This is a genomic window from Prauserella sp. PE36, from assembly GCF_003311655.1.
GTDB lineage: Bacteria > Actinomycetota > Actinomycetes > Mycobacteriales > Pseudonocardiaceae > Prauserella_A > Prauserella_A endophytica.
Genome location: NZ_QEQT01000039.1, coordinates 15,940 through 42,887 on the forward strand (window position 1 = coordinate 15,940; position 26,948 = coordinate 42,887).

The window sequence follows — 26,948 nt, forward strand, 5'->3', positions numbered from 1 at the left end:
CGGACTACTCCGGGAGGAGGCCGTGTTCGTAGGCGACGATCGCCGCCTGCACCCGGTTCCGGACGCCGAGCCGGTCCAGCACCGCGCTGACGTGGGCCTTCACCGTGCCCTCGACCAGGTGCAGCTCTCGACCGATCTCGGTGTTGGACAACCCGGCACCGACGAGTCCGAGCACGGTGCGCTCGCGTTCGGTCAGGGTCGCGACCGCACCGCGGTCGACCGTCGGACGCCGGTGCCGGCGCGTGTAGAGGTCGAGCACGCGCCGTGCCATCCGTGGGGAGAGATAGGCCCCGCCCGCGGCGACGGCCCGCACACCGTCGATGATCTCGCGCGGATCACCGGTCTTGAGCACGAAGCCGCCGGCACCTTCGGCCAGCGCGCGGACGAGGTAGTCGTCGTCGGCGAACGTGGTGAGCACCAGGATCCCGCAGCCGATTCCGCGGCGGGTGATCTCGGCGGCGGCCGCGAGACCGTCGGTACCGGGCATCCGGACGTCGAGGACCGCCACGTCCGGCCGGTGCGCGGTGGCGAGGTCGACGGCCTCCGCACCGTCCGCGGCCTCCGCGACGACCTCGATGCCGGGATCGCTGGCGAGCACCGCCCGCACGCCGACCCGGACCACGGCCTCGTCGTCGGCGAGCACTACGCGGGTCATGTGCCGATCGTCCACGGATCGGTACCGGAGCGGACGACCAGGTCCTTGCCGACCAGCCGGCCCCCGGACCAGCACAACTGGTGCAGGTCGGTGGAGAGCGGGTCGGCGGAGACGGAGTAGTACTCACACCACGCCCCGGGTGGGCCAGAGATGCCGGTGCCGTCCGTCCGAGTGCGCAACGGCAGATCCCGCTCGACGGCGGTGCGGGCGGTACCGGAGGTCAGCGCGTCGACGGTCGCGGTGGGCAGCACGGACGTGGCGGCGTCGGCCACCCGGTACCCGGCGACGAGCAGCACCGAGATCGCGAACGCGGCCGCGATCCCGCGCACGGCGGTGCTGCGCGAGCGCCGCACGGCGCCCACCGCAGTGCGGCGGGCCGACTCGACCGTGGGCGGGCCGGCGGCGTCCGCGGGGCAGGCCGGCAGCCGGACGGCGAGCAGGTGGTCGTCGGCGACCCGGCCGTGCTCGAGCGTGCCGCCGAGGTCGGCGACGTCGGCCGCCAAGGCCTTCAGGCCGTGTCCCCCACCGGGTGCGGACGACCGCCCGGGTACGTCCCGGGTCCGCACGACGACGTCGAGCCCGCCCTCCCGCGGCGCCGTCGACACCTCGACGGGCGCAGCGGCGGCGTGTTTGACGGCGTTCGTCAGGCCTTCGCGAACGACCCGCACGGCCAGCGCGGCCACGGCGGGATCGGGGCTTGAGGAACATCCGTGTCGGATCGTGCGCTAAGCGTTCTCCCTGCAAGTCGCCGCGTTGACCTGCGGTGACGCAGTGCTGGAGTCTTCCGAGGTCGTTTGTTGTCGATCTTGGAAGGGACTGTTGTGGCAGTCGAGTTCCTGTCGGATGAGCAGGCTGCTGGATATGCAGCGTTTCCCGAGTCGCTGCCTCGGGGCGAGTTGGAGCGGTATTTCTTTCTGGACGACGCGGATCGGGAGCTGGTGCGGGGCAAGCGCCGGGCGCACAACCGGCTCGGGTTCGCGATCCAGCTGACCAGCGTCCGCTATCTCAGACGGTTCATGCCGGATCCGCGTCAGGTTCCGGTGGAGGTGGCCGAGTATCTGGCCGAGCAGTTGGAGATCTCCGACCCGTCGTGTCTGAAGGACTATGGCGAGCGCGACGGCACCGCGCGTACCCACGCCGGGGAAATCCAGAACACCGAAGGCTGGCGAGATTTCTCCGAGGTCATCAGCGAGTTAAGTGAGTGGCTGGACGCCCGAGCGTGGACCACCGGTGACGGGCCGAAGGCGCTGTTCGATGCTGCGGTGGGGTGGCTGCGTGAGCGGAAGGTGCTGCTGCCGGGCGTGACCAGGCTGGCGCGGCTGGTCGGTTCGTGCCGGGAGGCGGCGAGTCAGCGGTTGTGGGAGACGCTGCATGATCTGCTCGACGACGAGCAGCGCGCCGCACTCGATGAGCTGCTGGAAGTCCCGGAGGGGCACCGGAATTCGCAGCTGGACAAGCTGCGGCGACCGCCGACGCGGGTGTCGGGTCCAGCGATGGTTGACGCGCTTCAGCGGGCCTCGGAGATTCTGGGGCTGGGGTTCGCCGAGGTCGATACCGAGGTGGTGCCGCCGCGCCGGCTGGCGGAGTTGTCGCGCTATGGCGTGCAGGGCAAGGCCAGTCTGCTGCGCAGGCACGGCGATTCCCGACGACTGGCGACGCTGCTGGCCACCGTGGTCTACCTGCAAACCCGGGCGGTCGACGACGCTCTGGACCTGCTGGATGTGCTGATCTCCTCCAAACTGCTGGCGCGGGCGGAGCGGGAGTCGGCTAAGGAAAAGCTGCGTACCCTGCCCAAACTCGGCAAGGCGTCGGCGAAGCTCGCCGCGGCGTTCGGGGTGCTGCTGGAGATCACAGGCGCTCACGACGATCTCGTCGAGCAGGCCGCTAGCGACGGGGACACGGCCGAGTCGGTGAGTTTGGCGCAGGTGTGGGCCGAGATCGAGGCCGTGGTGCCTCGCTCGGAGCTGGCGGAGGCCCTGGTTGCGGTGGTGGAGCTGGCCGGCCCGCCGGACTCGGACGCCGATGAGGCGTGGCGGGCGGAGCTGGTGAAGCGGTTCGCCACGGTGCGGCCATTCCTGCCGCTGCTGTGCGAGGTGATCCTCTTCGACGCCGCCCCGGACGGCCAGCGGGTGCTGGCCGCGTTGCGGGGTCTGCCGAAGTTGTGGGGCGGCGGCCGCAACAAGGTGGCCCGCTCCGAGATCGACGATCAGCTGTTGATCGGCTCCTGGCGACGGCTGGTGCTGCACGCCCCGGAGCTGGAGCCGGGCACGGTGGACTGGCGGGCCTACACCTTCTGCGTGTTGGAGCAGTTCCACCGCTGCCTGCGTCGCCGGGACATCTTCGCGGTCAACTCCAGCAAGTGGGGCGACCCGCGCGCCAAGCTGCTGGCGGGGAAGGCGTGGGCCACGGCCAAGCCGGTGGTGCTGGCCAGCCTCGGCCTGCCGCCGGATCCCGATGACCGCCTGGACGAGCGCGCCGACCTGCTCGACGCGACGTTTCGTGAGGTCACCGCTGGGTTGCCCGACAACACCGCGGTCCGCTTCGACGACGGCGGCCGGCTGCACCTGGCGGCGCTCCCGGCGGAGGCGGAGCCGCCGAGCCTGGAGAACCTGCGGGTGCTGACCAACCGGATGCTGCCGCGGGTGGATCTGCCCGAGGTGCTGCTGGAGGTGTTTTCCTGGACCGGCGCGGCGGATGCGTTCACCTCGATCACCGGCGGCGAAGCCCGCCTGGCCGACCTGCACATCACCATCGCGGCCCTGCTCGTGAGCGAGGCGTGCAACATCGGCTGGACCCCGGTCATCAAACATGGCATGGCGGCGTTGACCCGGGATCGGCTCGCGCACGTCGATGCCATCTACCTGCGGATGGACACCCTCAAGGCCGCCAACGCCGCCCTGATCGAGGAACAGGCCCGTATCGGCCTGGCCCGAATCTGGGGCGGCGGGCATGTGGCCAGTGTGGACGGGATGCGGTTCGTCGTGCCGGTGCAGACGATCAACGCCCGCCACAACCCGCACTACTGGGGCCAACGCCGAGGCGCGACCTGGCTGAACATGATCAACGATCAGGCCGCGGGGCTCGGCGGCAAGGTCGTAGCGGGTACCCCGCGCGATTCCCTGCACGTTCTGGATGTGCTCTACGACCGCGACGGCGGAACGAAACCGCAGATGATCGTGACTGATACCGCCTCGTACAGCGACATCGTCTTTGGTCTCCTCACGCTCGCCGGGTTCACCTACGCCCCGCAGCTGGCCGACCTGCCGGATCAGAAGCTGTGGCGCATCGACACCAAGGCCGACTACGGCCCGTTCACCACCGCCGCCCGCGGCCGCATCGACCTGGACAAAGTGCGGCGAAACTGGGAAGACATCCTGCGGGTCACCGCCTCCATCCACACCGGCGCAGTCCGCGCGCACGACGTGATCCGGATGCTCTCCCGTGACGGCCACCCCACCCCGCTCGGCGAAGCCATCGCCCACTACGGGCGAATCGAAAAGACGCTGCACGTGCTGCGCATGGTCGACGACACCGGCTACCGCCGCGACATCAAAGCCCAGGCCAACCTCCAGGAAGGCCGCCACGCCCTGGCGCGGCGGATCTTCCACGGCCAGCGCGGCGAACTGCGGCAGCGCTACTACGAAGGCATGGAAGACCAGCTCGGCGCCCTCGGCCTGGTGCTCAACGCGATCGTGCTGTTCAACACCCGCTACCTCGACGCCGCCATCACCGAACTCCGGGCTGGCGGCTACGAGGTCCGCGACGAAGACGCCGCCCGGCTGTCACCGTTCGTGCGTCACCACATCAACATGCTCGGCCGGTATTCGTTCCTGCTCCCAGCCGATCTGGCCCAGGGCCTGCGGCCGTTGCGCGATCCGCGGGAGCCCGACGAGGACGACGAACGGTGACACCGTGCTCGGGGTGGCTGGCTAGGGCCGGTAGGTGGCCACCCCGAGCACGTACCGGCCCTGGCGGCGGGTCAGGTACTGCTGGTCGACGGCGAGGTTGTGGCGCGCCAGCTCGGCGAGGAATTCCTCGGCGGTGAAGCGGTTCTGGGCCGGGTGGTCGAACAGCAGCCGGTAGGTGGGGGTGGCCAGGGCCAGGGCCGTGACCTCGTCGAAGTAGAGCCGCCCGCCCGGGGTGAGGACGCGGGCGATCTCGGCGAGCGCGTCGGTCCAGTTGGGGATGTGGTGGATGATCGCGAAGTCGAACACCGCGTCGTAGCGGTGGGCGGGGCCGCCCAGCCCGGCGTGCAGGTCGGGGTGCCGGTAAGGAAACTGTCACCAGCCGCAAACGAGCTGAGAGTCCCTGGTCAGGGCGGGGGTGTGGGAGTAGCGTCCGCGCGTGGCGCGGAAGTTCGATGAAGACGAGCTGATCGAGCACTGGACGCTGATCGGCGACGAGTTAGGGCAGGTCGCCGGTAAACGCGGGCCGACGCGGTTGGGTTTCGCACTGCTGCTGAAGTTCTATACCCGGCATGGCCGGTTTCCCCGTGGCCGGGGAGAGCTGCCCGATGAGGCGGTGGACTACGTCGCGCGGCAGGTCGGCGTTGCGGCGACGGAGCTGGCGTTCTACGAGTGGGACGGGCGCACGGTGGAGTACCACCGCGCTCAGGTTCGCAAGTTCCTCGGGTTCCGCGAGTGCACGGTGGACGACGCGGAGAAACTGGCCGTGTGGCTGGCCGAGCAGGTCTGCCAGCGGGAACGGCGGGTCGAGCGGGTCCGTGAGGAACTGCTGAGGCACTGCCGGGATGAGGGCATCGAGCCGCCCGCCGCGGGCAGGATCGGCCGGATCATCGGCTCCGGGCTGCGCCAGGCGGAGAAGACTCTTGTGGCGCGGGTGTCCGGCCGGATTCCCGCCGATGCGGCGGCGCGGATGAGCGCACTGGTGGCGGAGGCCCGCGACGAGGACGACGGCGAGGAGACACCCGGTGAGGACGGGCGGGCGCTGTTCGCGCAGATCAGGACCGATCCCGGCAACATCAGCCTGAATACGACGCGGGAGGAGATCGCCAAGCTGACCGCGATCCGGGCGATCGGCTTGTCGGCGAGCATGTTCGCCGACGTCGCGCCGAAGGTGCTGGCCGGGTGGCGGGACCGGGCGGCGGTGGAGGCCCCGAGTCATCTTCGGGACGACCATTCCGAGGAAACCAAGCTGACCTTGCTGGCGGCCCTGCTGCACTGCCGACAACGCGAGATCACTGACACCCTGGTGGACCTGCTGATCGCCACCGTGCACAAGATCAATGCTCGCGCCGAGCGGCGGGTGGTGGATGAGTTCGTCGCCGACCTCAAGCGGGTGTCGGGCAAGGAGAACATCCTGTTCCGGATCACCGAGGCCGCCGTGGGCGCCCCGGACGGCGTGGTGCGGGACGTGGTGTTCCCGGCCGCCGGTGGGGTGGGCACGCTGATGGATCTGCTGGCCGAGTACAGGACCAAGGGCAACGCGTTTCGCCAGCACAAGCAGCGGGTGTTCAAAGCCTCCTACACCAACCACTACCGGGCCGGGCTGATCGAGCTGATCGACGCGCTGGAGTTCCGCTCGCACAACACCATGCACCGGCCGGTGCTGGACGCCCTGGAGCTGATCAAGCGGTATCGGGTGGAGACCACCCACGCCACCCAGTACTACGCCCGCGGTGAGCACGTGCCGGTCGACGGGGTGATCCCCGCCGACCTGGCCGAGTTGCTGCACCGGGCCGACAAGCGCGGCCGGCAGCGGGCGCAGCGCACCGTCTACGAGTGCGGTGTGTTCCAGACGCTGCGGGAACGGTTGCGGTGCAAGGAGATCTGGGTGGTCGGCGCCGAGAAGTGGCGGAACCCGGACGAAGACCTGCCGGCGGACTTCGAGGCCAAACGCGCCGAGAACTACGCGGCGCTGCGCAAACCGACCAATGCCGACGCCTTCGTCAACGAGATCCGCGAGGAGATGCGCACCGAGCTGGCAGTGCTGCACGACGCGCTGCCGCGCCTGGACTGGTTGGATATCAAGGCGAATCGCAAGCAGGGCGCGATCGTTCTGTCTCCGTACGACGCGGCGCCGGAGCCGCGCAACCTGCGGCGGCTCAAGCAGGCGGTGCGTGCCCGGTGGGGCGTGGTGCCGCTGCTGGACATGCTCACCGAGACCGCGCTGCGCACCGGCTGCCTGGCCGCGTTCACACCGGTGGGCACTCGCGGCGAGATCGACCCGGCGGTGCTGGCCGAAAGACTGCTCCTGCTCGTCTATGCCTACGGCACCAATACCGGAGTGCGGGCGGTCGCGGCCGGCGACCACGCCCATTCCGAGGACGACCTGCGCTACACACGCCGCCGGTACATGACCGTCCCGGCCTGCCGGGAGGTGGCCCGCGCGATCGCCAACGCCACCTTCGCCGCCCGCCAGGCGTGGCTGTGGGGCGAGGGCACCACCGCCGTGGCGTCGGATTCGACGCACTTCCAGGCGTACGACCAGAACATCTTCACCGAGTGGCACTCGCGCTACCGACGCGGCAAGCGAGGGGTGCTGATCTACTGGACGGTCGAGGCGAAGGGCTCGATGGCGGTGCACTCCCAGCTGCTGTCCTGCTCGGCGTCGGAGGTACACGCGATGGTCGAGGGCGCGATGCGCCACGGCACCGACATGACCATCGAGGCCAACCACGTGGACTCGCACGGAGCCTCGTTCATCGGGTTCGGCATCACCCGGCTGCTCGGCTTCGACCTGATCGCCCGGTTCAAGCAGATCAACCAGATGAAGCTGTACCTGCCGAACAAGGGCACAGCCGAGACCTACCCGCTGCTGGACCCGGCCCTCACCCGGCCGATTAGATGGGACCTGATCGGCCAGCAGTACGACCCGATGATCAAGTATGCGACGGCGATCCGGCTGGGCACCGCCTCGACCGAGGCGATCCTGCGCCGGTTCACCCGCGACGTCACTCACCCCGCCTACGCGGCGATGCTGGAGCTGGGCCGCGCGCAACGCACCATCTTTCTGGCGCGCTGGCTGCGCGACCGGGACCTTCAGCGGGAGACCACCGCCGCGCTGAACGTGGTGGAGAACTACAACGGCGTCAACGACTACATCCACTTCGGCAAGTCCGGGGAGCTGGCGTCCAACCGCCGCGAGGAGCAAGAGCTGTCGATGCTCTGCCTCCACATCCTTCAGTCCTGCCTCGGCTTCGTGAACACCTTGATGCTCCAAGACGTTCTCGCCGAACCGGAGTGGGCCGACATGCTCGGCGACGCCGACCGGCGCGGACTGACGCCGCTGTTCACCTCGAACATGAACCCGTACGGGGACATCCAGCTCGACACCAGCCGCCGCCTGGCCCTCGGCGCCGGGCCGGCCGAGCAACCGGCCGGCACTCCCGAATCGGACGACGAGTAGCGGCAGCGGCCGGTCTCGAAACCAAGGTAACGAGACGCCGTGCAGGCGACTCCGGACATCAACATCACCCCAGGTCACGCCGTCTCAAAATCTAACGTCGAAACTCCGTCTCGAAACCTGGTCACATGGTAAACTTATGAGACAACCCGGAGGGAAGCGAGGAAGGCATGATCACCAAAGCCGCCGTCACCGATCCGCGAATCGCCGCCACTCAGGACGCCGACCGGGAACGGGCAAGCCGCTGGCACGACCAGATGCGCGCCGCGGAGTACGGCTACTGCCCCAAGCCCGTCAACCGCGAACCGTTCGATATGTACGACGTCTTCAGCGCCACGATCACCGGCAACGAGTTCCTTCGGGTCGAACTGGCCCGCACCGACGGCCACGTCTTCGTCGCGAACGAGACCGACGAGCAGGCATGGTGCATCCGGTGCGACCACCCGGCCCGGATCTGGCCGGAGGCCCGCGTGTTCATCGCCGCCGGCACGCCGTGCCCGAGCGGCGAGGAGGTGGGCTCGTGATCACCGCCCGCTCCTGCACCAGCTCGGTGAAGTCGGCTCTGCGCTCGGCCGGGCTGACCGCCCGCGTCACCAGCAGCGTGACGCACAGCCACCGGCAGACCGTGATCGACCGCTGCACGGCACTGGCCGACATCGCCGCCATCCTCGAGCGCACGTTCCCGGACGCGGCGATCCACCGCCACGACGACCTCCGGTACCTGGTAATGAGCTGGCCCGAGGAGAGGCGGTCGCGGTGAGGTACCGGACGAAGCCGCGGACCGTGGCGGCCGCTCGATGGCCGGAGGCTGACCGCGCGGACGCGGCGACGGCGGAGTGGGAGGGCTTCTGCCGGATCCACCGGCTGGTCCCGGTCCGGCGCACCAGCCGCCGGATCAAGCCGTCGGTCCCGGACGGATGGACGATGCTGCTGCCGCACTACGGGCATCCGTGGGTGGTGGTCGAGACCCGCCCCGGCGAGGACGGACACGATCGGCAGGTCGTGCGCAGGCTCACCGACGCCGAGTTCGACGGCGAGTTCGAACCAGCCGAGTCCGCATGGGAAGCCCGGCGTGCCGCGCTGCTGGCATGGGCACGCTGGCGGCTCAACAGCGTCGACGCGACCTACCTGCGGCTCAACGCGGCCGACCTGGACCGGGCGCCGTGGAACGACCCGGTGCTACGGGCCGAACGAGAACGCATCACGGCCCTGGTCACCGAGTCCGGCACCACGTACAACGCGACGTTCGACCCGCAACAGCCGGACCGGGAACTGTATGTGGAGCCCAGCCCGTCGGCGTTCCGCGTCACCCGCGACGTTGCCGCGGTCTTGACGGTGCTGTTGGACCGGCCAGGTGAGCAGATCACCGGCGAGATGGTCGCCCGGCACAGCGGGACCGGGTGGAAAGCGTCCCGCACCCTGTGGCGGCTGAAAGAAGCCGGATGGGTCGAGAAGGACGGACCTCCTGGTCCCGCCGCGGAACAGAACTGGTCGCTGACCGAGACCGGTGCCCGGCTCGCCGCCGAACGTCTCGCCAACCGCGCGAAGAACCAGGGCGGCACGCGGTGACCGCTGGACTGCGGCCGCCGTTCGTCTACTACGGCGGCAAGAGCAAGTTGGCCGAGCGGATCGCGGCGCTGCTGCCCGAGCACAGCCACTACGTGGAGCCGTTCGCCGGCAGCCTGGCGGTGCTGCTCGCGAAGCAGCCGGCCCGGCTGGAGACGGTGAACGATCTCGACGGGGACCTGATGCTGTTCTGGCGCGTACTGCGCGACCATCCGAAGGAGTTGGCGCGGGCGTGCACGTTCACGCCGCACTCGCGAGCTGAACGTGACCTGGCCCGGCATCGCCCTGCCGATCTGCCCGAAGTCGAACGCGCTCGCCGGGTGTGGGTGTGCCTGACCCAGGGGCGCACCGGGACGCTGCGCAACACCGGCTGGCGGTTCGACACCGCCGACCACGCGAACGTCTCGATGCCCGGCCGGCTGGCCGGGTACGTCGCGCGGCTGGACGCCGTGGCCACCCGGTTGTCCTCAGTGTCGCTGGAATGCCGCCCCGCGCTGGACGTGATCGCCGCCTACGGGAGCAGGCGCCGCACCCTGCTCTACGTCGACCCGCCCTACCTCGCCGAGGCCCGCAACGGGCACAACTACCGCCACGAGATGCAGACCGACACCGAGCACCGCGCGCTCGCCGAGGCCCTGCACGCCTGCACCGCCACGGTGGTGCTGTCCGGCTACGCCAGCGACCTCTACGACCGCGACCTGTACGCCGACTGGTACCGGCACGAACTTCCCGCGGCGACCAGCCAGGGCGGAACCTGGCACCACCGCACCGAAGTGCTGTGGTCCAACCGTCCACTCCGGGCCGCCGACACAGCCGACGCGACGGCCGACCTGTTCACCCTCACCGAGTTTCGTAACGAGGACACCAAAAGCGCCGCCGAATGTAACGAAACCCGTTGTCCCGCACCGGACTGCGGCCGGGTCATCCGCCAACCCGCGACCGGCCGGCGCCGCACCTACTGCTCCACCGCGTGCCGGGTCCGAGCGCACCGCCATGCCCGCGGCACCGGTCAGGCCGGGACGGTGGCGTGATGGAACTCGGCTACGCCCGCGTCTCGACCACACATCAGGACCTCGAACGCCAGCTCGATGCGCTGGGCAAGCACGGCATCCCCGACGAGCGGATCTACGCCGACAAGAAGACCGGCGCCACCCTCGACCGGGCCGGCTTCACCGAGCTGCTGCGCTACGCCCGCTCCGGGGACACGATCGTCGCCACGAACCTGGACCGGCTCGGCCGCAACCTGCGCGAATGCCTCAACGTCGTGCACGACCTGCGCGAGCAGGGCATCGGGATCAAGACCCTGAAGGACCCGATCCCGATCGACACCACCGACGACTCGCCGATGGCCGAACTCGCCGTCGCGCTGCTGGCACTGTTCGCGCACATGGAACGGGTGTTCATGCGCGAACGCGCTGCCCACGCGCGTGAGGTCGCCCAGGCCAAGGGCAAGCTGCCCGGCCGACCCCGCAAGCTCGACACCAACCAGCTCGCCGCGGCCCGAGCCGCGCTCGACGCCGGCCAGGCCGTCGACCAGGTCGCAGCGGCCTTCGGCGTCTCCCGCGCCACCCTCTACCGCAACCTCGGCGAACACGACGATCAGCAGGCAGCGCCCTGATCAGCGGCGATCTACTCGTTTGCGGCTGATGACAGCTTCCTTACCGGCACCCCGTGTTGAGCACGGCGTAGCGCACGGGCGTTTCGTGGCCAGTGAATTCGCGCAGCGCGGGGTCGACGTGCGGGTCACGTAGACACTCGCGCAGGTCGACAGTGATGGTGGCCGGCGGGGGCGGGCTGTGGAGGTAGCCGAACGAGCGGATCTCGGCGTGCGCGGTCGCGGGTGTGGTCATGGGTGTTGTCCTTCAAGGCAAGTGGCGAATGCAGGTGGTTCGAGCCGGTCGGCTCCGCCAGCACCCGGACCGTCCTGGCCTGCGGGCCGGGTGCTGGAAGTACGACCGGATCCGTCTCAGCGCCGCTTGATCAGCGGCTGTGCGAGCTGGGTGGCTCGGGCGCGTCGGCGGCCGCGCAGGGCCAGCAGCGACAGCACGCTCCAGGCGGCGGCGAGCAGGCCGACGGCCACGGGCCGGTGCGCGGTGGTGTCGGTGCCGAACCAGGCCATCGCCGCGGTGGCGGCGCCGTAGGCCGGCCACAGCAGCTGTGCGCCGAGGTGGCGGTGGCAGGCGGCGTAGAACAGCACGAACCCGGTCAGGCCCCAGATCCAGGCTGCGGTCGGCAGGGTCAGCGGCAGCCCGGCGGTGTGCGTGGCCAGCCAGTGCCCGATCGGGTCGGTGGCGATGCGCAGCGCGGGCAGCTGCTCGGCGACGTCGTGGACCGGGTTCCCGTGGACCAGCCACTGCACGATCTTGGCTAGGGCGCTGAACGTGAGTACGGCGGTCAGCACGCCGCCGAGGGCGGTGCCGACCAGCGTCGCGGCCCCGTCCGGGTCGGTGGTGACGAAGCGCCAGACCCGCTTGCGGGTCTTGGTCAACTGGTCCAGCGCCGTCGTCGCCCAGGCTGGCCAGCCCGGCTTCCCGGTCGGCGGGGCCGGGGTGGCGGCCGCCGCGTCGTCGATGTTGCCGGTGGTGGTGAAGTCGTTGGTGCGCATGAAGAAACCCGTTCTCGTGATGCTGGTTGGTGGGGTGGTGATGGGCCGGGACGGTCAGTCGCCGCGGCCGAGGATGCGGGAGATCAGGCGGACCTTCTTGCCGGAGCCGCCGCATTTCCCGCAGCTGCGCCAGTTCTTGCCGGTGGGCGAGTGGTGCTTGCCGCCGTTGCAAGCCGGGCAGGCGGTGTAGGGCCAGATGAACCCGGACAGCACGTAGAGGGCCAGCAGGCCGGCGAGGATGACGACGACGCGGGCGGTGGGGTCGAGGTGGGCGAGCAAGGAACTCCTTCCGGTCGGGCGTCCTGGGGCACACACAGCGATGGGCGGGCCTCCGTGCTGGGAGGCCCGCCCATCGACGGGTCGGTCGGATGCTGGTCAGCGCAGATCGGTTGGCCAGGTCGGCGGCCGACGGAAGGTGGGCGTCGTGCCTTCGGCGAGCTGGGCGCGGGCGAGCTCTCGTGAGGCTTCGAATGCCTTGCTGAAGCGGTCGGTGCCGCCGTGCTTTTTGAAGTCGTCGGCGGCCTGCTCGAACTTGGCCTTGGCGGCGTCGGTCTTCGGGGTCTTGCTCATCCGGACGGCGTCTTCTGGGGCATCCGGCTGGCTGGGCACGCTCTCGCGGGTGGGCACGTCATCCAGGACGTCGCCGGCGACGCGGTCGAGCACGGTGTCGGTCTGGTAGACGGTGCCGCCGCGGCGGTGGCGGGTGGCGCGGCGGCGGATTCCCCGGCGGGTTGGCTTGCGAGCCATCATGCGGTGACCTCCTTGAGAGTGGGGTTGTCGGCTCAGTCGGTGATCGGGGGGAGCTCTTGGGTGGGCCATTCTTCGAGCGGATCGCCTCGGTACTGGGCTTGTTCCAGGGCTAGCTGCCGTGGGGGAATCACCCTGCTGCGCGGGACACGGGAGCGCCGCTCGGCGCCCTGGATGTGCAGGAGCAGTGCGAAGCCGAGCACGGCGAGGAACCAGCCGGCGGCCGCGATGGGGATCAGCCAGGGCATCTTCATCCCACCCCGGCCCAGTCGGTGACGCTCGTGCGCAGCAGGGTCATCGCCTTGTGGCGGGCGACCCGGACCGCGCTCACCGACGCTCCCCAACGGGCGGCGATGCGGCTGTCGCGTTCACCGAGCAGGTGCTGCAGCAGCGCGTCCCGGCGGCGCGGTGCCAGGGCTCGCACCGCCGTGGCCACAACGCTGACCTGTTCCCGATGCTCCAGGATCCGGCTGGGGTCCCCAGTGGACAGTGCCGCGGGTTCACCGGGCAGGTCATCGAGGGACACCAGCGCCTGGCGCCGGGCGCTCTGGCGGAAGGCGTCGGCGATCCGGCGGGTCGCGATGGCATGGACCCAGGCCAGGAACGGCCGGCCCGGCACGGGGCGGTAGCGAGGGAGTGCGTCCAGCACGCCCACCCACACGTCCTGGGTCAGGTCCTCGGCGCTGGTGCCGGCGGCCCGTCGCAGCAGCCGGTCGTGTGGCTGGCAGTAGCGCGCGATCTGCGGCTGGAGCTGGGTGGCCAGCTTGTCCAGCGCGGCACGGTCGCCGTGCTGGGCTTCGAGGACGAGCGTCCGCCACTGTTCAGGTGTCATGACGTGCCCTTCGTCGTGCTGAGGGTGGAACGTGAAGGCGTGGGCTGCGCTGCCTGGCAGACCGGGGTTTGAGGAACATCGGAACGGAAACTGGCGCTAAGCCCTCGTCGTCCCTGGTCGCTGATCAACGCGACGCCGGCTTCGGCAGGTTCGTGAACTCATGCCGCAGATAACGGCCTATTATCTGCGGCATCGCTGATCATGTCCTGCGGGAACATCCCCGCGGCGGCGCGTGAGGCGGCCCTGTTATCTGCGGCAAGGGAGAACGCGGGTGTCCACCGTCGTCGCGCTGCCGACGAACCCCTCGGCGCTGACCATCGGTCGGGCGGCCGAGCTGTTCCTCGACTCGCTGGGCAACCCGAACACGTTCCGTGCCTACGGGGCCGGGGTGGGCAAGACCGCCGACCGGTTGGGCGAGCGCCGGCCGCTGGCGGCGGTGGCCGATGACGAGGTCGGTGAGGCGCTGGAACTGCTGTGGGGCGGCGCGGCGGTCAACACGTGGAACGCCCGCCGCGCCGCGGTGTTGTCGTGGTTGGCTTGGTGCCGGGAACGTGGCCACGATGCTCCGAGCGTTCCGGGGTGGACCAAGCGGATGACGGTGCCGGACTCGCAAACCCCAGTCCGGTCTCGCCTGGCGATCGACCGGCTGATCGCACACCGGGAGGTGGGCCTGCGGGAGAAGACGCTGTACCGGATGCTCTACGAGAGCGCCGCGCGCGCCGAGGAGATCCTCGGCATCAACATCGAGGATCTCGACCTGGCCGGGCGCCGCTGCCCGGTCAAGGCCAAGGGTGCGGCCCGGGCCCGTCGGCGGGGCCAGGGGCGCGCGGATTTCATGTTAGAGACCGTCTACTGGGATGCCGGCACCGCCCGGTTGTTGCCGCGCCTGCTCAAGGGCCGCAGCCGGGGCCCGGTGTTTGTCACTCACCGCCACCCCGGCCCGTGCAAGGTCCTCAGCCCCCGTGATGTGTGTCCGGACAGCGGGCTGGCCCGGCTGTCCTACGGGCAGGCCCGTGCTCTGCTGGATGCCCACACCGCACTCCAGGGACCAGGAACGGGCTGGGACCTGCACGAGCTCCGCCACTCCGCGTTGACGCACCTCGGCGAGGCCGGAGCGAGCCTGTTGCTGCTGATGGCGAAGTCCCGGCATAGGAAGCCGGAGAACCTGCGCCGGTACTTCAAACCCTCCGACCAGGCGCTCGCCGAGATCACCAGCCTGTTGGCGCCCGGCGACAGCCGACGGTAGGGGCCGCCGGGCCGCCCCTACCGTCGGGGTTTCGCTGCGGGTTACGCCGAGGCCCCCACTGTCGCGGGCCGCTCCGCCACAGGCTTGCCGCCGGGCAGTGTGGGCAGCGGCTTGGCGCGGCCGGCGCGCACCCCGTTGGCGATGACCACGACCTCGGCCACCTCGTGCACCAGCACCACCGCGGCCAGGCCGAGGACGCCGAACAGCGCCAGCGGCATCAAAGCGATGATCAACCCGAGGGAGAGTCCGACGTTTTGCAGCATGATCCGTCGGGCGCGGCGGGCGTGGTCGAGGGTGTGGGGCAGGTGCCGCAGGTCTTCGCCCATGAGGGCGACGTCGGCGGTTTCGATCGCGACGTCGGTGCCCATGGCGCCCATGGCGATGCCCAGGTCGGCGGTGGCCAGGGCGGGGGCGTCGTTGACACCGTCACCGACCATCGCCATCGATCGCCGGTCGCCCAGTTCGCTGATGATGCGGGCCTTGTCCTCCGGGCGGAGTTCGGCGTGCACGGTGTCGATACCGGCTTCGGCGGCCAGGGCGGTGGCGGTGGCGTGGTTGTCGCCGGTGAGCATGGCGACGTGGTAGCCGCCGGAGCACAGCCGGGTGATGACCTCGGCGGCTTCGGGGCGCAGTTCGTCGCGCACGGCGATCGCGCCGATCACGCGGCCGTCGTCCTCGACGAGCACGGCGGTGGACCCGGCCTGCTGCATGCGCTGCACCTCGGCGGCCAGCGGCCCGGCTTCCAGCCAGCCGGGGCGGCCCAGCCGCACCGGGCGGCCGTCGAGCTGGCCGGTCAGCCCGGCGCCGGTGACCGCCTCCACGTCGGCCGCGGGGGTGATCGTCTCGCCGTCGACGGCGGCGAGGATCGCGCGGGCCAGGGGGTGTTCGCTGCGGGCCTCCAACGCCGCGGCCAGCTCGAGCACCCGCTCGCGCGGGGTCCCGTCGGTGGTGGCGACGTCGACCACGGCGGGCTGGTTGCGGGTCAGGGTGCCGGTCTTGTCCAGCGCCACCCCCCGCACGCGGCCGAGGGCCTCCAGCGCGGCGCCGCCCTTGACCAGCACACCGTGCTTGCTCGCGGCACCGATGGCGGCGACGACGGTGACGGGGATGGAGATCGCCAGCGCGCAGGGTGAGGCGGCCACGAGCACGACCAGGGCGCGTTCGATCCAGGTGGTCGGGTCGCCGAGGAGGCTGCCGATTCCGGCGATGAGCGCGGCGGCGATCATGACGCCGGGCACCAGGGGTTTGGCGATGCGGTCGGCCAGGCGCTGGCTGGCGCCCTTGCGGGACTGCTCGGCCTCCACGATCCGCACGATCCGCGCTAGTGAGTTGTCCTCGGAGGTCGTGGTGACCTCGACCTCCAGCACCCCGGTGCCGTTGATCGACCCGGCGAACACCTCACTGCCGGGGCCCGCTTCGACCGGCACGGACTCGCCGGTGATCGCGGAGACGTCCAGCGCGGTGCGGCCGGTGCGGATCACGCCGTCGGTGGCGATGCGCTCCCCGGGCTTGACCAGCATCCGGTCCCCGACCCGCAACTCGGACGGGGCCACCACGGTCTCGCTGCCGTTGCGCAGCACCGTGGTTTCCTCGGGGACCAGGGACAGCAGCGCCCGCAGCCCGCGGCGGGTGCGGGCCAGGGAGTATTCCTCCAGGCCCTCGCTGATGGAGTAGAGGAAGGCCAGCATCGCGGCCTCGCCGACCTCACCCAGGATCACCGCGCCGACCGCGGCGATGGTCATCAGGGTGCCGACCCCGATCTTGCCCTGGGCCAGTCGCTTCAGCGTGGAGGGCACGAAGGTGTAGGCCCCGGCGACCAAGGCCAGCGCCTTCAGGGCCAGCGCCAGTGTGGAGCCCGCCCCGGCCCACTCCACCGCGTATCCGGCCAGCAGCAGCACCCCGGCGATCGCGGCGAAGCGCAGTTCGCTGACCTGCCAGAGCCGTTCCGGCTCGCGCTCTTCTTCCTCGCCGGTGCGGGGCTCGTCGCTGCCGCAGCCGCAGGCGTCGCTCACCGCACGACCTCCCCGTTCTCGGTATCACCGGTGGTGTCGGTGCCGTAGGTCGGGCACAGCGCCACCGCGTTGCCGGTCGCGGCCAGCAGCGTCTCAGCCGAGGCCAGCAGGTCCATCAGCTCCGGGCGGGCCAGGCTGTAGAACACCTGCCGCCCCTGCGGGCGCCCCACGACCAGCCCGCAGTCCCGCAGGCACGCCACGTGCGCCGACACCGTCGACTGCGCCAGCCCCAGCTCGGCGATCAGATCGGCGACCCGGGCCTCCCCGCCGGCCAGGCGCTGCACGATCGCCAACCGCGTGGCGTCCGACAGGCTGTGAAACAACGCCACAGCCGGATCCAGGTTCGCGCCCGGCGGGCTCGACGCCAGGCACCCCTCCATGCTATTCATCGTCATAACCCGATAATAGCAATATGGGACGATGCAATCGAGGTGTTGTGATGTTGATGAACCGGGTCGAGACCGCGCTGGTCAACTCCCCGCCCCGGCGGTGGTTGCAGCGCTACTACGAGGTGCCGTGGATGCGCCGGCTCGGCGGGCCGCTGCCACCCGGGGCGCGGGTGCTGGAGCTGGGCTGCGGGCCGGGCTACGGCACCCAGCTGATCCTGGACCGTTTCGGCGCCGGCCACGTCGACGCGATCGACCTGGACCCCGCGATGATCACCCGGGCCCGGCGGCGCCTGACCCGCCGCTACGGCCAGCGGGTCCGCCTCGCCCAGGGCAGCGCCACCGACCTGCACACCACGCTGGGCGAGCCCCTCTCCCGCTACGACGCGGTGTTCGACTTCGCGATCATCCACCACATCCCCCATTGGCCCGACGCCCTGGCCGAGATCGCCCGCGTCCTCACCCCGGGCGGGCGGTTCTACTTCGACGAAGTCACCGCCCTGGCCCTGGCCACCCCTACCTACCGGCTGCTGTTCGACCACCCGGCCGAGAACCGCTTCACCGCCGAGGAATTCCTCTCCGAGCTGGCACGCCACCATCTCGTCGTCGACCAGCAGTACCTGACCCGCCGCCGCGGCCGGTACGTGCTCGGGGTGGCCACCTACCGGCCCTAAGCCACCCCGAGCGGGGTGTCACCGTTCGTTGTCCTCGTCGGGCTCGGACGGATCACGCAGCGGCCGCAGGCCCTGGGCCAGATCGGCGGGGAGCAGGAACGAATACCGGCCGAGCATGTTGATGTGGTGGCGTACGAACGGCGAGAGCCGGGCCGCGTCTTCGTCGTGGACTTCGTAGCCGCCGGCACGGAGTTCGGTGATGGCGGCATCCAGGTAGCGGGTGGTGAACAGCACGATCGCGTTGAGGACGAGGCCCAGGGCGCCGAGTTGGTCTTCCATGCCTTCGTAGTAGCGCTGGCGTAGTTCGCCGCGCTGGCCGTGGAAGATCCGCCGGGCCAAGGCGTGGCGGCCTTCCTGGAGGTTGGCCTGGGCTTTGATGTCGCGGCGGTAGCCGGTGTCGTCGACCATCCGCAGCACGTGCAGCGTCTTGTGGATCCGGCCGTAGTGCGCGATCGCCTCACCCAACGGGGTGGGGTGGCCGTCGCGGGACAGCATCCGGATCACGTCGTGAGCGCGGACGGCACCGGTGTGGATCGAGGCGACCACGCGCAGGATGTCCTCCCAGTGCCGCCGGATCCGGTCGAGATCAATGCGGCCGCGAGCCGCTGTGGTGAAGGGCCCGTAGTCGGCGCGGGTGTCGATGCGCCACAGCTTCTGATCGGGCAGGTCGGCCAACTGCGGGGCGTAGGTGTACCCGGCGAGAGTGAGCAGCCCGAAGACGATGTCGGAGTAGGAGGCGGTGTCAGTGACGATCATCTGCGGTTTCTGCCCGCCGTCGCGGTCATACAGCACGTCCAGCACGTGCAGGGAGTCGCGTGGGGTGCCCGCCACGACCTTCCCGGCGAGCCCGGCGGCCTGATCGTTGACCATGTTCAGCCAGGTCGCGCCCCGTTTCTGGCCCCAGTAGTGCGGGTTGTGGCGGGCATTGATGGTCTGCACCGGCACGACGAACCGCATCCCGTCGACACTGGCCACGTGCCCGCCGCCCCACACCTGAGCAAGGCCGATGCGGGCCTGGTGCTCGATCAGGAAGGTGTTGGCGGCTTTGAGGGTGTCCATCCGCAGGTAGGTCGCGTCCACGTGCGCCAGACGATCCCGCGTCAACGCCGGCACGCTGTGCTTGATCACTGGAGTCCAGCCGATGTTGCAGGACTCGGACACCAGTAGCGCGGCGATGGTGATGTGCAGGTCGGCCAGGCGGGCTTCGCCGCCGGTGATCGAGGTGAACGCCTGGTCGGCGCCGGTCCAGGAGAAGACCTCCAGCAACACCTCCGGAAGGTCGACGCGGGGCAGCATCCGGTTGGTCAGCGCCCGCAGGTTGGCCAGGCTCGGCGGCTCCGCCTCCGCTGGCAGCGCTGAGAGGTGCAGGCGGCCGTCCTCGTCGAAGCGCACCGCGGTGTTCTCCGGCAGTCCCGCTGTGACTTCGCGGAAGGTGGCGTCCAACAGCTCGGCGCACTCGTCGAGGTGCTCGTTCGGGTCGGGTGGCAGTCCGAGACTGGACAGCACCACCGGCTTCGCGGTGGTCCACGCACTGCCGGCGAGGAGCTTGGCGCGCGGGTCGCCCCACTTACTGGAGTTGACCGCGAAGATGTCCCGACGCCGCAAACAGCGGTGGAACTGCTCCAGCACACAGAAGGTGTAAGCCCGCCAATCGATCGTCCCTGGCTCCAGCTCCGGGGCGTGCAGCACCAACCTGCGCCACGAGCCGATCAGCAGCTGCTCGTCGATCTCGGAGCGGGCGACCTTGTTGCGGCCGCCGCCCCACAACCGAGGCAGACCCCGCAACGCCGCCAGCACCTGACGCCCTTCGGGCGCGGCGCCGAAGCGGATCACCTCACACAACAACGGCAGGAACGGCCGCACCGTGACGAACCGCTTCACCAACTCCGCCCGCCACGCCTCATCCGCATCCGAGTCCAGCGGCCCCGCGAGCTCCACCACCGCGACCAGAGCCTCGGCCAGCTCGGCGCGGGGCACCACGGCCTCGATCTCGGCCCACACCTGCGCCAAACTGACCGGCTCGATGGTGTCGCCGTCGTCGGCGGCCTGCTCGGCCAGGCCATCGTGCGCGCCGGTCACCTCCAGCAACACCCCCAGCGCGGCCGCAAGCTTCGCCGACGCCTTGCCCAGCTTGGGCAGGGTGCGCAGCTTCTCCTTGGCCGATTCCCGCTCCGCCCGCGCCAGCAGCTTCGAGGCGATCAGCACATCCAGCAGATCCAGGGCGTCATCGACTGCCCGAGTTTGCAGGTAGACCACCGTGGCCAACAGCGTCGCCGCCCGCCGGGAATCACCGTGACGACGCAGCAAACTGGCCTTGCCCTGCACCCCATACCGCGACAACTCCGCCAACCGGCGCGGCGGCACCACCTCAGTGTCCACCTCGACGAACCCCAACCCGAGGATCTCCGACGCGCGCTGAAGGGCATCGACCATCGCCGGACCCGACACCCGCACCGGCGGCCGCCGCAGCGTGTCCAACCGCGAATTCCGGTGCCCCTCCGGCACCTCCAACAACCCATCCAGCGCGGCGCGCTGCTCGTCGTCAAGCAGATCACACAGCGTCTCCCACAACCGCCGGTTCGCCGCCTCTCGCCGGGCGGCGACCAGCCGGACCAGCCGGGTCACGCCTGGCAGCAGCACCTTGCGCTCTCGCAGCCATGAGACCGCGACGTCGAACAGCGCCTTCGGCCCGTCTCCGGTGGTCCAGGCGCGGGCCTCGATCCACTCGCCGAGCTCGTTCTCCACCACCGAAAACTCGTGCCAGCCACCGGCCTGGCGCAGCTCCCAGACGTGCTCGAAGCGGGTCTTCTCCCGCTCGCCGTAGGACTTCACGCACGACGAGTCCACGATTCCGAGCTGCTCGGCGAGATAGTCGACCAGCTCGACCGGCACGTCCAGCGGGTCATCGAGGAACGCCCCGACGTTGCGCACCGTCACGAGCTGGAGCGCGAACCCGAGCTTGTTGTAATCGCGCCGCTTGGCCTCCACCAGGCCCCGGTCGACGTCGTCGAGGAAAAAGAACCGCTCCAACTCTGCCCGCGACAACACCTCGGGCAACCGGCCGTAGGCCGCAGCCTGCTCATCGGACAGGAACTCAACTGGCAACTCACTGGCCTTTCAGATCTACATCCACCCACTGCGGCGGAACCGCAGCGAAGCTTCAGCAAAACGATCAAGGCCGTCAACGAGCGGATCGGGGCATTGGAGGCTTAGCGCCAGTTTCCGTTCCGATGTTCCTCACGCCCCGACATCAGGCTGGTCGCGTAGCGGGAACAGTCCGCAGCGGCGCGAAAGCGGCCCCGCTCGACCGGCCTGGGGGTTACCGGGAGCAGGGCCACTTTCCGAATGTACGCGGGCTCGGCGCGAAACGAAATCGATGTGCCATTCGAGCAGGCAGGAAGGCCAGCGTGAACACGGAGACCGACAACGCGCGACCCGACGTCTGACGCGCGAGCACGCCCCACGCCGGGCTGAGTGGTGGACACCACCGCAGGTCAACGTGCTGGACACCGGGTTTTGTCGGTGTCCCGAGACAGAATCGGAGGGCTGAGCGAGGAGAGCAGGCAGAGATGGCAGTCGAGCGCAGCGCCGACCCGCAGCAGGCCGCCGAGCGGATCATGCAGGTCGCAGTCGAGTGCGGCGTCAACGCCGGCGAGGTGATCGGCCTTCTCGACACCGTGGCGGGGAAAGGCTCCGTGTCCATCACCCGCGACCGAGGGCGTGATCTTCCCCGCGTCGCGCACGAGATCGGCATGCACGTCTGTCCCGGCGGCTCCGGCGCCCCGTATCGCGACGTCGCAGCCGCGCTGTCGGTGCTAGGCCGGAAGCAGCGCGCTGCTTCTTGAGAAGGGGTTGGCGGGCTGCGCGAGAACGACCAGACGATGTCGTTGTTCGGCATCGACTACGACTACGACGCCGCCGATCTCTGCACGCGTTCAGGGTGCATCTCCGGCAGAATCCCGCCCAGCTTCAGCACGGAGGCTCCTGGCTTCGACTTGACCGCACGACACGGTTGCTTCGGAACCGAGTAGCAGCGTGGGCACACCTGGTCGTTGAACTCCGCCCGCTTCCCCGAGCGGCGCTGCGGGGTCCGCGTCATTGATGTCCCGATGTGACCTTTGAAGCCACGCCGGCGTTGTGGTCGAACCATGCTCACGCCCTCGCGTCGGGGCCGTCCTCGGGCCACCAGCGCGTCAGATCCTTGCGCGCGTCGAGCAAAGCCCGGGCCCTGAGGTCGACAACCTGCACGTCACGCCACCACCAGAAACCGATACGGGCGAGCGCCGCGTTCGCGCGCGCGGTGTCGAGCTCGGCGGCCAGCGCGTCCCCGCCCTTGTCGGCGAAGTCCGAGGGCGCAGGACGGCACACGGCCAGCCGGGCGGAACGCGCCATCGAACGCAGCGCGCCGGCCAGCAACGCCGCACCCATGCCGTGTCCCCGCCAGTCCTCGGAGATCTCCACCCGCTGGACGATCACGAACCGCTCGGGCCCCGGCCCGATCCGCTCGGCCAGCTCCGGGTGCAAGCGCTGCTCCTCCGGTGACACCGCCTGGACGTGGAAGTCCTGCACCCACTGCCCCAGCGCGGCGGCCTCCAGCAGATCCCTATCCCGGAACAGGTCGGCGGCCATGAACGCGATGTCACCCACGTGCCGCTGGTCGTCCGGGCAGACGTCGAGCCGCCAGACGTCCGCGGACACATCCCAGCACTCGGGGTCCTCGTCCTGGTCCTCCGTGTGCCACCACAGCCGCCGATGGCGCAACGTCAGCTCGACCGACAGCGGATTGGCCGGAAGATCAGGTATCAAGGGCGCTCCTCGACGCTAGCCCTCTAGCGGTACAGAGGGACAGAACCACCACGGTAGAGCGCTCGCCGTCCACCAGCGGGCATCCGTGCACGGTGAGTCGGAGGGGAACGGCGCGGCTGACCTGCACGCCCTAACGAAACAGGCCCCGCTCCCAGATTGGGGGTCGCTGGGAGCGGGGCCTGTCTTCTGCCCCGCTGAAGCGGGGAAAACACCCACCGAACGCCGTTCGTGAGCGTTGCCTGCGGGTCAACCCCGCAGAAGCGGGGAACATGCACTCTCAATCGTAGCTTGGCTCCGACGCGTTACACGGCAGAATCCCGGTCCGGAGCGGGCAGTCAGTCATCGCGTGGGGCACGCAGGTTCTCGATCACCGCGTCACTGGCGCTCCACGCCCGCTTCATCTGCCGGAAGTGGCCGTCTAGCTCGGCGTTTCGTGCCTGGCTGATTTTCAGCGTCTCGCGGATCGCCGTGTCGGACGCCTGGTCGAAGTCGCGTTCGGCCTGCTCCAGCTGCTGCCTCGCCGCCCGGATCTTCTCGGCGCCGCCGTCCTTCTTCGCCTTGGTCAGCCTGCCTCGCGCGGCGGAGACGCGGCGGCGGGCCGTCTTCTGCTGGTCCAGCAGCTCGGCCGAGCGGGCCGCGGCGACGACGTTTTCCGCCTGGGAGACGGCGAAGCGCTCGTCGAGCTTGCGGTGCTCGGCGTCGGCGAGCGCCTCGCGCCGCTTGTGCTCGGCGCGCCAGCCCTGGCTCATGGCTCCTCCTTGGGTGATGGGAGCAGTGTCAGGTGCTCGCCGGCGTGCATCAGGTCCGACACGACCACCGCGCCGGAGTTGGACAGCGCGCCGAGCGATTCGAGGTAGCGCTGGGTGGTGTGCAGGGTGGCGTGGCCGAGGTCGGTCTGCACCTGCTTGACGCTAACACCGTGCCGGACGGCCTCGACGGCGTAGAAGTGCCGGAACTGGTGGGGGTGGATGGTGTCGACCAGCGGCCGGAGTTCCGCGGCCGCCGAGCGCACCGTGGACGAGGTCGAGCGGTCGCGCCGCAGGCTCCGGCACAGGTACTGAAGCAGCTGGGTCACCACATGCGGCGTGAGCGGGCCTCCCGCGCTGGACAGGAACACCCGCTCACTGCCGCGCTGTCGGCTGCTGACCTGTCCGGCGACGGTGAGCTCGGTGCCGACGTCGACGGCGTCACGAGCCGCGAGGTAGGCATCGATGGCCTCCAGTTCGGCGCGCGGTAGCCGGACCCACCTGCGCTTCGCTCCCTTGCCGTCGATCCAGAGCGCGGGTCTGCCGTCCGGGCCGCTGCGGTGCACGTCCGCGCGGGTGAGCGCGCACAGCTCCTCGGCGCGGATGCCGGTCGCCGCGAGCACCGCGACGACAGCGATGTTTCGCAGCCGCAGGGTGCCGGCGTCCAGCTCAGCCGCGACCCGCAACGCGCGGACCTGAGCCATCGTGAGCGGCACGGTCGGCGACGCCGGGGCGGGGTTGGAGATGGCGAGGTTCGAGCGCTCCTGCCGGTCGAGCAGGTCACCAGGGTTGAAGCTGGTGCGCTCGCGCTTGCGGAGCTCGCGGTACCAGGAGCACACCGCGCCGACGCGGGTGCCGAGCGTCTTGGGGCTGTCGCCGTGGGCGCGGGCGTAGGTGATCCAGGCGCGGATCATGTCGAGGTCCATGCCATCGATGGGGTCGATGTCGTAGCGGGCCGCCCAGACGAGGAAGGCGTGCGCGAGTGGCGGCCGCGGGTGGCGCGGCTGGGCGGTGCGCCAGATCTGGCGTTCGCGCGGAACGCCGAGGGTCGTGGCGTAGGTGGTGCGGGTGTTGTCGGAGCGGTAGCCGCCGACGAGCCAACGGACGGTCAGGTCGATCAGCTCGTCCCACCAAGCCGGTGCGGGCAACTGGTCGGTGTTGTTCGTAGGTGCTGACTCGTACGGAACGGTCAGTGAAGAGTCAACCAATTGCGGTTCCCCCAGTGTGGATTCCTGGCGAATCGGCGTCGTCGCGCGTCCGCCGATTCGGTACCTATAAGAGAACTTATCGGGACCAGGGGAGTGGCGGCAAGCGGAGTTGGCCTCTTGCGCATAGTCGCACGACTTGTACGATGCTCTTATGTCAGCAGAAGCACACGAACTACCCGGACAGCGCAATCACGAGCAGCCGTACGAGATCAACGTCTCGGACGCCCGTAACAAGTGGTCCCAGCTGCTCGATGCCGTCGACGACGGCGAAACGATCTACCTACTGCGCGGCGGCAAGCGCGTCGGCGCCCTCGTACCCGCCGACGTCGCCGAGGACGCCGAACGCCGCGAGGACGAGTACTGGTCCGCCCGCGCCCGCGAAGCCCACGAGCGCATCGAGAAGGGAGAGGACGAGGTGATCTCCCTCGACCGGCTCGTCGCCGAAGCCGAGGGCCGCGCATGACGTACAAGGTGGAGATCGCCCGCCGCGCGGCCAAGGTCGTCACCAGCCTCGACAAGCCCGTGCGGCGGCGCGTCCTCGCCGCCATCGAAGCCCTCGCCGACGAGCCCCGCCCACCGGGCTGCAAGAAACTCGCCGGCGCCGACAACGCCTGGCGCGTCCGCGCCGCCAAGGACTACCGCATCGTCTACGAGATCCACGACCAGGTGCTGCTCGTGACCGTCATCGACGTCGGGCACCGCCGCGAGATCTACCGATAGGAGCTACCGGCCATGCCCGAGACCGGACCCCCGAACGATGTTGCCCGCAGCCACATCACTCGTGTGCCCGACTGGGGAGATCTGTCTGACGCCGACCGTCAGGTGGTGCGGAAGTTCTTTCGTGATGCCGACACGCTGGGGAGCATCAGCCTCGCGTGGCATCAAGCCCACCTCGACGAGTGCAGCCCGCTCGCGGGGTTGGCCCCCTGGGCGGTGTTCGACGCCTACGACGCCAGCCTCAACTCCTGACGCCACAGCCGAAAGGAATCAGCCCGGACATCACCGACGTCATCGAGCAGCATTTCCCCTAGTGCTCAGCGAATCCTGCCTTTACCGACGCCCGCCCCCGGCCTCGCCGGCGTCTGCCGACTGACCTGACCACGCGCGCGAGGCGCCACGGCACGGGGTCGCACCGGTCCGGGGCGCCCGGCTTCCACACGGCCCACCACGAGTCGTCACGGGTGCGGTCGCGCAACCGGACACGCCACGAGCACAGACGAGATGCGGCACCGCTTGGTGACCCAGCTGTGCAGGTGGGGGTCGAGATACGCCAGCAGGTCGTAGATGTCCTGCTGCCGGGCCGCGAGTTCCTTATTCCAGATGGGCTCGTGGTGCGCCAGCCGGTTGCGGAAGTCGTGCAGGCGCACGACGGGCCGCTCGACGGTGACTCGAGCACGGTTCGGCGCGTTCGGGAAGCCGGAGGCGATGTCGGGCCAAAGGGTGGTGTTGTACTGCTTGGCCAGAAGGAAGCGCCAGAACCCGAAGGACAGCTCAGAGATCGTTTGCCCATCGCTGGCGGGTTTGCGTTTCTGCTGGACGCGCCGCCGAGCCTGCGCGATGTCCTTGGCTGCTTGTGGCGCGAGCTCGCGGTGCGGGTCGTCGAGCCATGAGCCCCGGCGCCCCAGGCTTTGATGACGAGCCTTGAGACGGGCAGCGAGGGCGTTGCGCAGGGCCACCTCCGCGTGCCCGAGAGTCTCCCAATACGCAGCGCTGGCCAGAGAGTTCCACCCGTACAGCTCCAGTGCGCGCGACCGGTCTCCGCCACACCATGCGAGATAATTCGCCATGCGCGGAGGGCTCATCACGCCCAGCACCGCCGCGCTCATTTGATGGCCCCCAGACACGTCGGCTATCCTATTCAGCGAAGACCGCTGAACGGTCCCTGGTGACCCTCCTCGAGGGTGGGCCACACCGCTGCGGTTACGACCTCGAAAGGCACCGCCCCCTGGGCGGTGCCTTTCTATTTGCGCGCCGACCCATCGCATTCGCGCGTCCGCAGGGGAACAACACCTCCGGTTCGCTCAGCCCCATCAGCACTCCAGCCGCAACTCGTTACGCTAGCCGTATCCTGTTGCGAACTTCGCACTAGATGTGGGAGGG

29 protein-coding genes are annotated in these 26,948 nt (G+C 69.8%); 13 read left to right on the top strand and 16 right to left on the bottom strand.

The window, feature by feature from the left end:
* Positions 1–4: 4 nt before the first annotated feature.
* Both DI005_RS06415 and DI005_RS06420 read right to left on the bottom strand, forming a co-directional pair.
* Positions 5–655, bottom strand: a complete 651-nt coding sequence (locus tag DI005_RS06415; protein WP_113641524.1) for a response regulator transcription factor — start codon at positions 653–655, stop codon at positions 5–7.
* Complete coding sequence (locus tag DI005_RS06420; RefSeq protein ID WP_113641525.1) at positions 652–1,338, bottom strand: hypothetical protein; 687 nt, start codon at positions 1,336–1,338, stop codon at positions 652–654. Before DI005_RS06420 ends, DI005_RS06415 begins: the two co-directional genes overlap by 4 nt.
* Before the next feature lie 138 nt (positions 1,339–1,476).
* On the opposite strand from DI005_RS06420, the gene DI005_RS06425 reads away from it, so the two are divergent.
* On the top strand, positions 1,477–4,563 hold the full coding sequence (locus DI005_RS06425) for a Tn3 family transposase (protein ID WP_113641526.1): 3,087 nt from the start codon (positions 1,477–1,479) through the stop codon (positions 4,561–4,563).
* Between the two features lie 21 nt (positions 4,564–4,584).
* Here DI005_RS06425 and DI005_RS06430 read toward each other — a convergent pair whose 3' ends face one another.
* A complete protein-coding gene (locus DI005_RS06430) occupies positions 4,585–4,911 on the bottom strand; it encodes a class I SAM-dependent methyltransferase (protein WP_369973561.1) in 327 nt (108 codons plus the stop codon).
* A gap of 88 nt (positions 4,912–4,999) precedes the next feature.
* Between DI005_RS06430 and DI005_RS06435 the strand changes: the two genes are divergently transcribed.
* The 6 genes from DI005_RS06435 to DI005_RS06455 all read left to right on the top strand — a co-directional run bounded on the left by DI005_RS06435 (position 5,000) and on the right by DI005_RS06455 (position 11,204).
* Complete coding sequence (locus DI005_RS06435; protein WP_113641527.1) at positions 5,000–8,023, top strand: Tn3 family transposase; 3,024 nt, start codon at positions 5,000–5,002, stop codon at positions 8,021–8,023.
* Between the two features lie 167 nt (positions 8,024–8,190).
* Entirely contained in the window at positions 8,191–8,544 is a 354-nt protein-coding gene (locus tag DI005_RS06440) for a hypothetical protein (protein WP_113641528.1), read from the top strand.
* A complete protein-coding gene (locus DI005_RS06445) occupies positions 8,541–8,780 on the top strand; it encodes a hypothetical protein (RefSeq protein WP_113641529.1) in 240 nt (79 codons plus the stop codon). Before DI005_RS06440 ends, DI005_RS06445 begins: the two co-directional genes overlap by 4 nt.
* Positions 8,777–9,589: a hypothetical protein gene (locus tag DI005_RS38465; protein ID WP_199542556.1), complete on the top strand. Its 813-nt coding sequence runs from the start codon at positions 8,777–8,779 to the stop codon at positions 9,587–9,589. Before DI005_RS06445 ends, DI005_RS38465 begins: the two co-directional genes overlap by 4 nt.
* Positions 9,586–10,617, top strand: a complete 1,032-nt coding sequence (locus tag DI005_RS06450) for a DNA adenine methylase (protein ID WP_233520015.1) — start codon at positions 9,586–9,588, stop codon at positions 10,615–10,617. The genes DI005_RS38465 and DI005_RS06450 overlap by 4 nt, the downstream gene beginning before the upstream one ends.
* A complete protein-coding gene (locus DI005_RS06455) occupies positions 10,617–11,204 on the top strand; it encodes a recombinase family protein (RefSeq protein WP_113641531.1) in 588 nt (195 codons plus the stop codon). Before DI005_RS06450 ends, DI005_RS06455 begins: the two co-directional genes overlap by 1 nt.
* 40 nt (positions 11,205–11,244) lie before the next feature.
* Here DI005_RS06455 and DI005_RS06460 read toward each other — a convergent pair whose 3' ends face one another.
* From DI005_RS06460 to DI005_RS06485, 6 genes are all read right to left on the bottom strand, one after another.
* Positions 11,245–11,436, bottom strand: a complete 192-nt coding sequence (locus tag DI005_RS06460) for a hypothetical protein (RefSeq protein ID WP_113641532.1) — start codon at positions 11,434–11,436, stop codon at positions 11,245–11,247.
* Positions 11,437–11,552: 116 nt separating this feature from the next.
* Entirely contained in the window at positions 11,553–12,191 is a 639-nt protein-coding gene (locus DI005_RS06465) for a hypothetical protein (protein ID WP_113641533.1), read from the bottom strand.
* Between the two features lie 54 nt (positions 12,192–12,245).
* Positions 12,246–12,470 (bottom strand): hypothetical protein, encoded by a 225-nt coding sequence (locus DI005_RS06470; RefSeq protein WP_113641534.1) that lies wholly within the window; start codon positions 12,468–12,470, stop codon positions 12,246–12,248.
* 96 nt (positions 12,471–12,566) lie between these two features.
* A complete protein-coding gene (locus DI005_RS06475) occupies positions 12,567–12,941 on the bottom strand; it encodes a hypothetical protein (protein ID WP_113641535.1) in 375 nt (124 codons plus the stop codon).
* A 32-nt stretch (positions 12,942–12,973) separates the two neighbouring features.
* Entirely contained in the window at positions 12,974–13,186 is a 213-nt protein-coding gene (locus tag DI005_RS06480) for a hypothetical protein (protein ID WP_147263826.1), read from the bottom strand.
* 2 nt (positions 13,187–13,188) lie between these two features.
* Positions 13,189–13,770 (bottom strand): RNA polymerase sigma factor, encoded by a 582-nt coding sequence (locus DI005_RS06485; RefSeq protein ID WP_113641537.1) that lies wholly within the window; start codon positions 13,768–13,770, stop codon positions 13,189–13,191.
* A 271-nt stretch (positions 13,771–14,041) separates the two neighbouring features.
* Between DI005_RS06485 and DI005_RS38860 the strand changes: the two genes are divergently transcribed.
* Positions 14,042–15,016 carry a site-specific integrase gene (locus DI005_RS38860; protein WP_015786296.1) on the top strand — a complete coding sequence of 325 codons (975 nt, stop codon included), beginning with the start codon at positions 14,042–14,044 and terminating at the stop codon, positions 15,014–15,016.
* Between the two features lie 41 nt (positions 15,017–15,057).
* On the opposite strand, the gene DI005_RS06495 is transcribed toward DI005_RS38860, so the two are convergent.
* Positions 15,058–17,028 carry a cation-translocating P-type ATPase gene (locus DI005_RS06495; protein WP_015786295.1) on the bottom strand — a complete coding sequence of 657 codons (1,971 nt, stop codon included), beginning with the start codon at positions 17,026–17,028 and terminating at the stop codon, positions 15,058–15,060.
* Positions 17,025–17,423: a helix-turn-helix transcriptional regulator gene (locus DI005_RS06500; protein WP_028847156.1), complete on the bottom strand. Its 399-nt coding sequence runs from the start codon at positions 17,421–17,423 to the stop codon at positions 17,025–17,027. The genes DI005_RS06495 and DI005_RS06500 overlap by 4 nt, the downstream gene beginning before the upstream one ends.
* 44 nt (positions 17,424–17,467) lie before the next feature.
* Between DI005_RS06500 and DI005_RS06505 the strand changes: the two genes are divergently transcribed.
* Positions 17,468–18,088, top strand: coding sequence for a class I SAM-dependent methyltransferase (locus DI005_RS06505; RefSeq protein WP_233520016.1), 621 nt, complete (start codon positions 17,468–17,470; stop codon positions 18,086–18,088).
* A gap of 18 nt (positions 18,089–18,106) precedes the next feature.
* On the opposite strand, the gene DI005_RS06510 is transcribed toward DI005_RS06505, so the two are convergent.
* Positions 18,107–21,193 carry a Tn3 family transposase gene (locus tag DI005_RS06510; protein WP_113641538.1) on the bottom strand — a complete coding sequence of 1,029 codons (3,087 nt, stop codon included), beginning with the start codon at positions 21,191–21,193 and terminating at the stop codon, positions 18,107–18,109.
* Positions 21,194–21,657: 464 nt separating this feature from the next.
* On the opposite strand from DI005_RS06510, the gene DI005_RS06515 reads away from it, so the two are divergent.
* Positions 21,658–21,933, top strand: a complete 276-nt coding sequence (locus DI005_RS06515) for a hypothetical protein (RefSeq protein WP_113641539.1) — start codon at positions 21,658–21,660, stop codon at positions 21,931–21,933.
* Positions 21,934–22,240: 307 nt separating this feature from the next.
* Here the strand turns inward: DI005_RS06515 and DI005_RS06520 are convergent, their stop codons facing one another.
* From DI005_RS06520 to DI005_RS06530, 3 genes are all read right to left on the bottom strand, one after another.
* A complete protein-coding gene (locus DI005_RS06520) occupies positions 22,241–22,894 on the bottom strand; it encodes a hypothetical protein (RefSeq protein WP_113641540.1) in 654 nt (217 codons plus the stop codon).
* 335 nt (positions 22,895–23,229) lie between these two features.
* On the bottom strand, positions 23,230–23,643 hold the full coding sequence (locus tag DI005_RS06525) for a hypothetical protein (protein WP_113641541.1): 414 nt from the start codon (positions 23,641–23,643) through the stop codon (positions 23,230–23,232).
* Positions 23,640–24,788 carry a tyrosine-type recombinase/integrase gene (locus DI005_RS06530; RefSeq protein ID WP_113641542.1) on the bottom strand — a complete coding sequence of 383 codons (1,149 nt, stop codon included), beginning with the start codon at positions 24,786–24,788 and terminating at the stop codon, positions 23,640–23,642. Before DI005_RS06530 ends, DI005_RS06525 begins: the two co-directional genes overlap by 4 nt.
* Positions 24,789–24,999: 211 nt before the next feature.
* Here DI005_RS06530 and DI005_RS06535 point away from each other — a divergent pair, with 211 nt between their 5' ends.
* Genes DI005_RS06535 through DI005_RS06545 form a run of 3 tightly spaced genes read left to right on the top strand, consistent with a single transcriptional unit; the run spans position 25,000 to position 25,817 of the window.
* Positions 25,000–25,311, top strand: coding sequence for a type II toxin-antitoxin system Phd/YefM family antitoxin (locus DI005_RS06535; RefSeq protein ID WP_113641543.1), 312 nt, complete (start codon positions 25,000–25,002; stop codon positions 25,309–25,311).
* The gene (locus tag DI005_RS06540; RefSeq protein WP_113641544.1) at positions 25,308–25,568 is read left to right on the top strand and encodes a type II toxin-antitoxin system RelE/ParE family toxin; all 261 of its coding nucleotides are present in this window, start codon (positions 25,308–25,310) and stop codon (positions 25,566–25,568) included. Before DI005_RS06535 ends, DI005_RS06540 begins: the two co-directional genes overlap by 4 nt.
* A gap of 12 nt (positions 25,569–25,580) precedes the next feature.
* On the top strand, positions 25,581–25,817 hold the full coding sequence (locus DI005_RS06545) for a hypothetical protein (RefSeq protein ID WP_147263827.1): 237 nt from the start codon (positions 25,581–25,583) through the stop codon (positions 25,815–25,817).
* 206 nt (positions 25,818–26,023) lie between these two features.
* Here DI005_RS06545 and DI005_RS06550 read toward each other — a convergent pair whose 3' ends face one another.
* Positions 26,024–26,674 (bottom strand): hypothetical protein, encoded by a 651-nt coding sequence (locus DI005_RS06550; RefSeq protein WP_113641546.1) that lies wholly within the window; start codon positions 26,672–26,674, stop codon positions 26,024–26,026.
* Between the last annotated feature and the right edge of the window lie 274 nt (positions 26,675–26,948).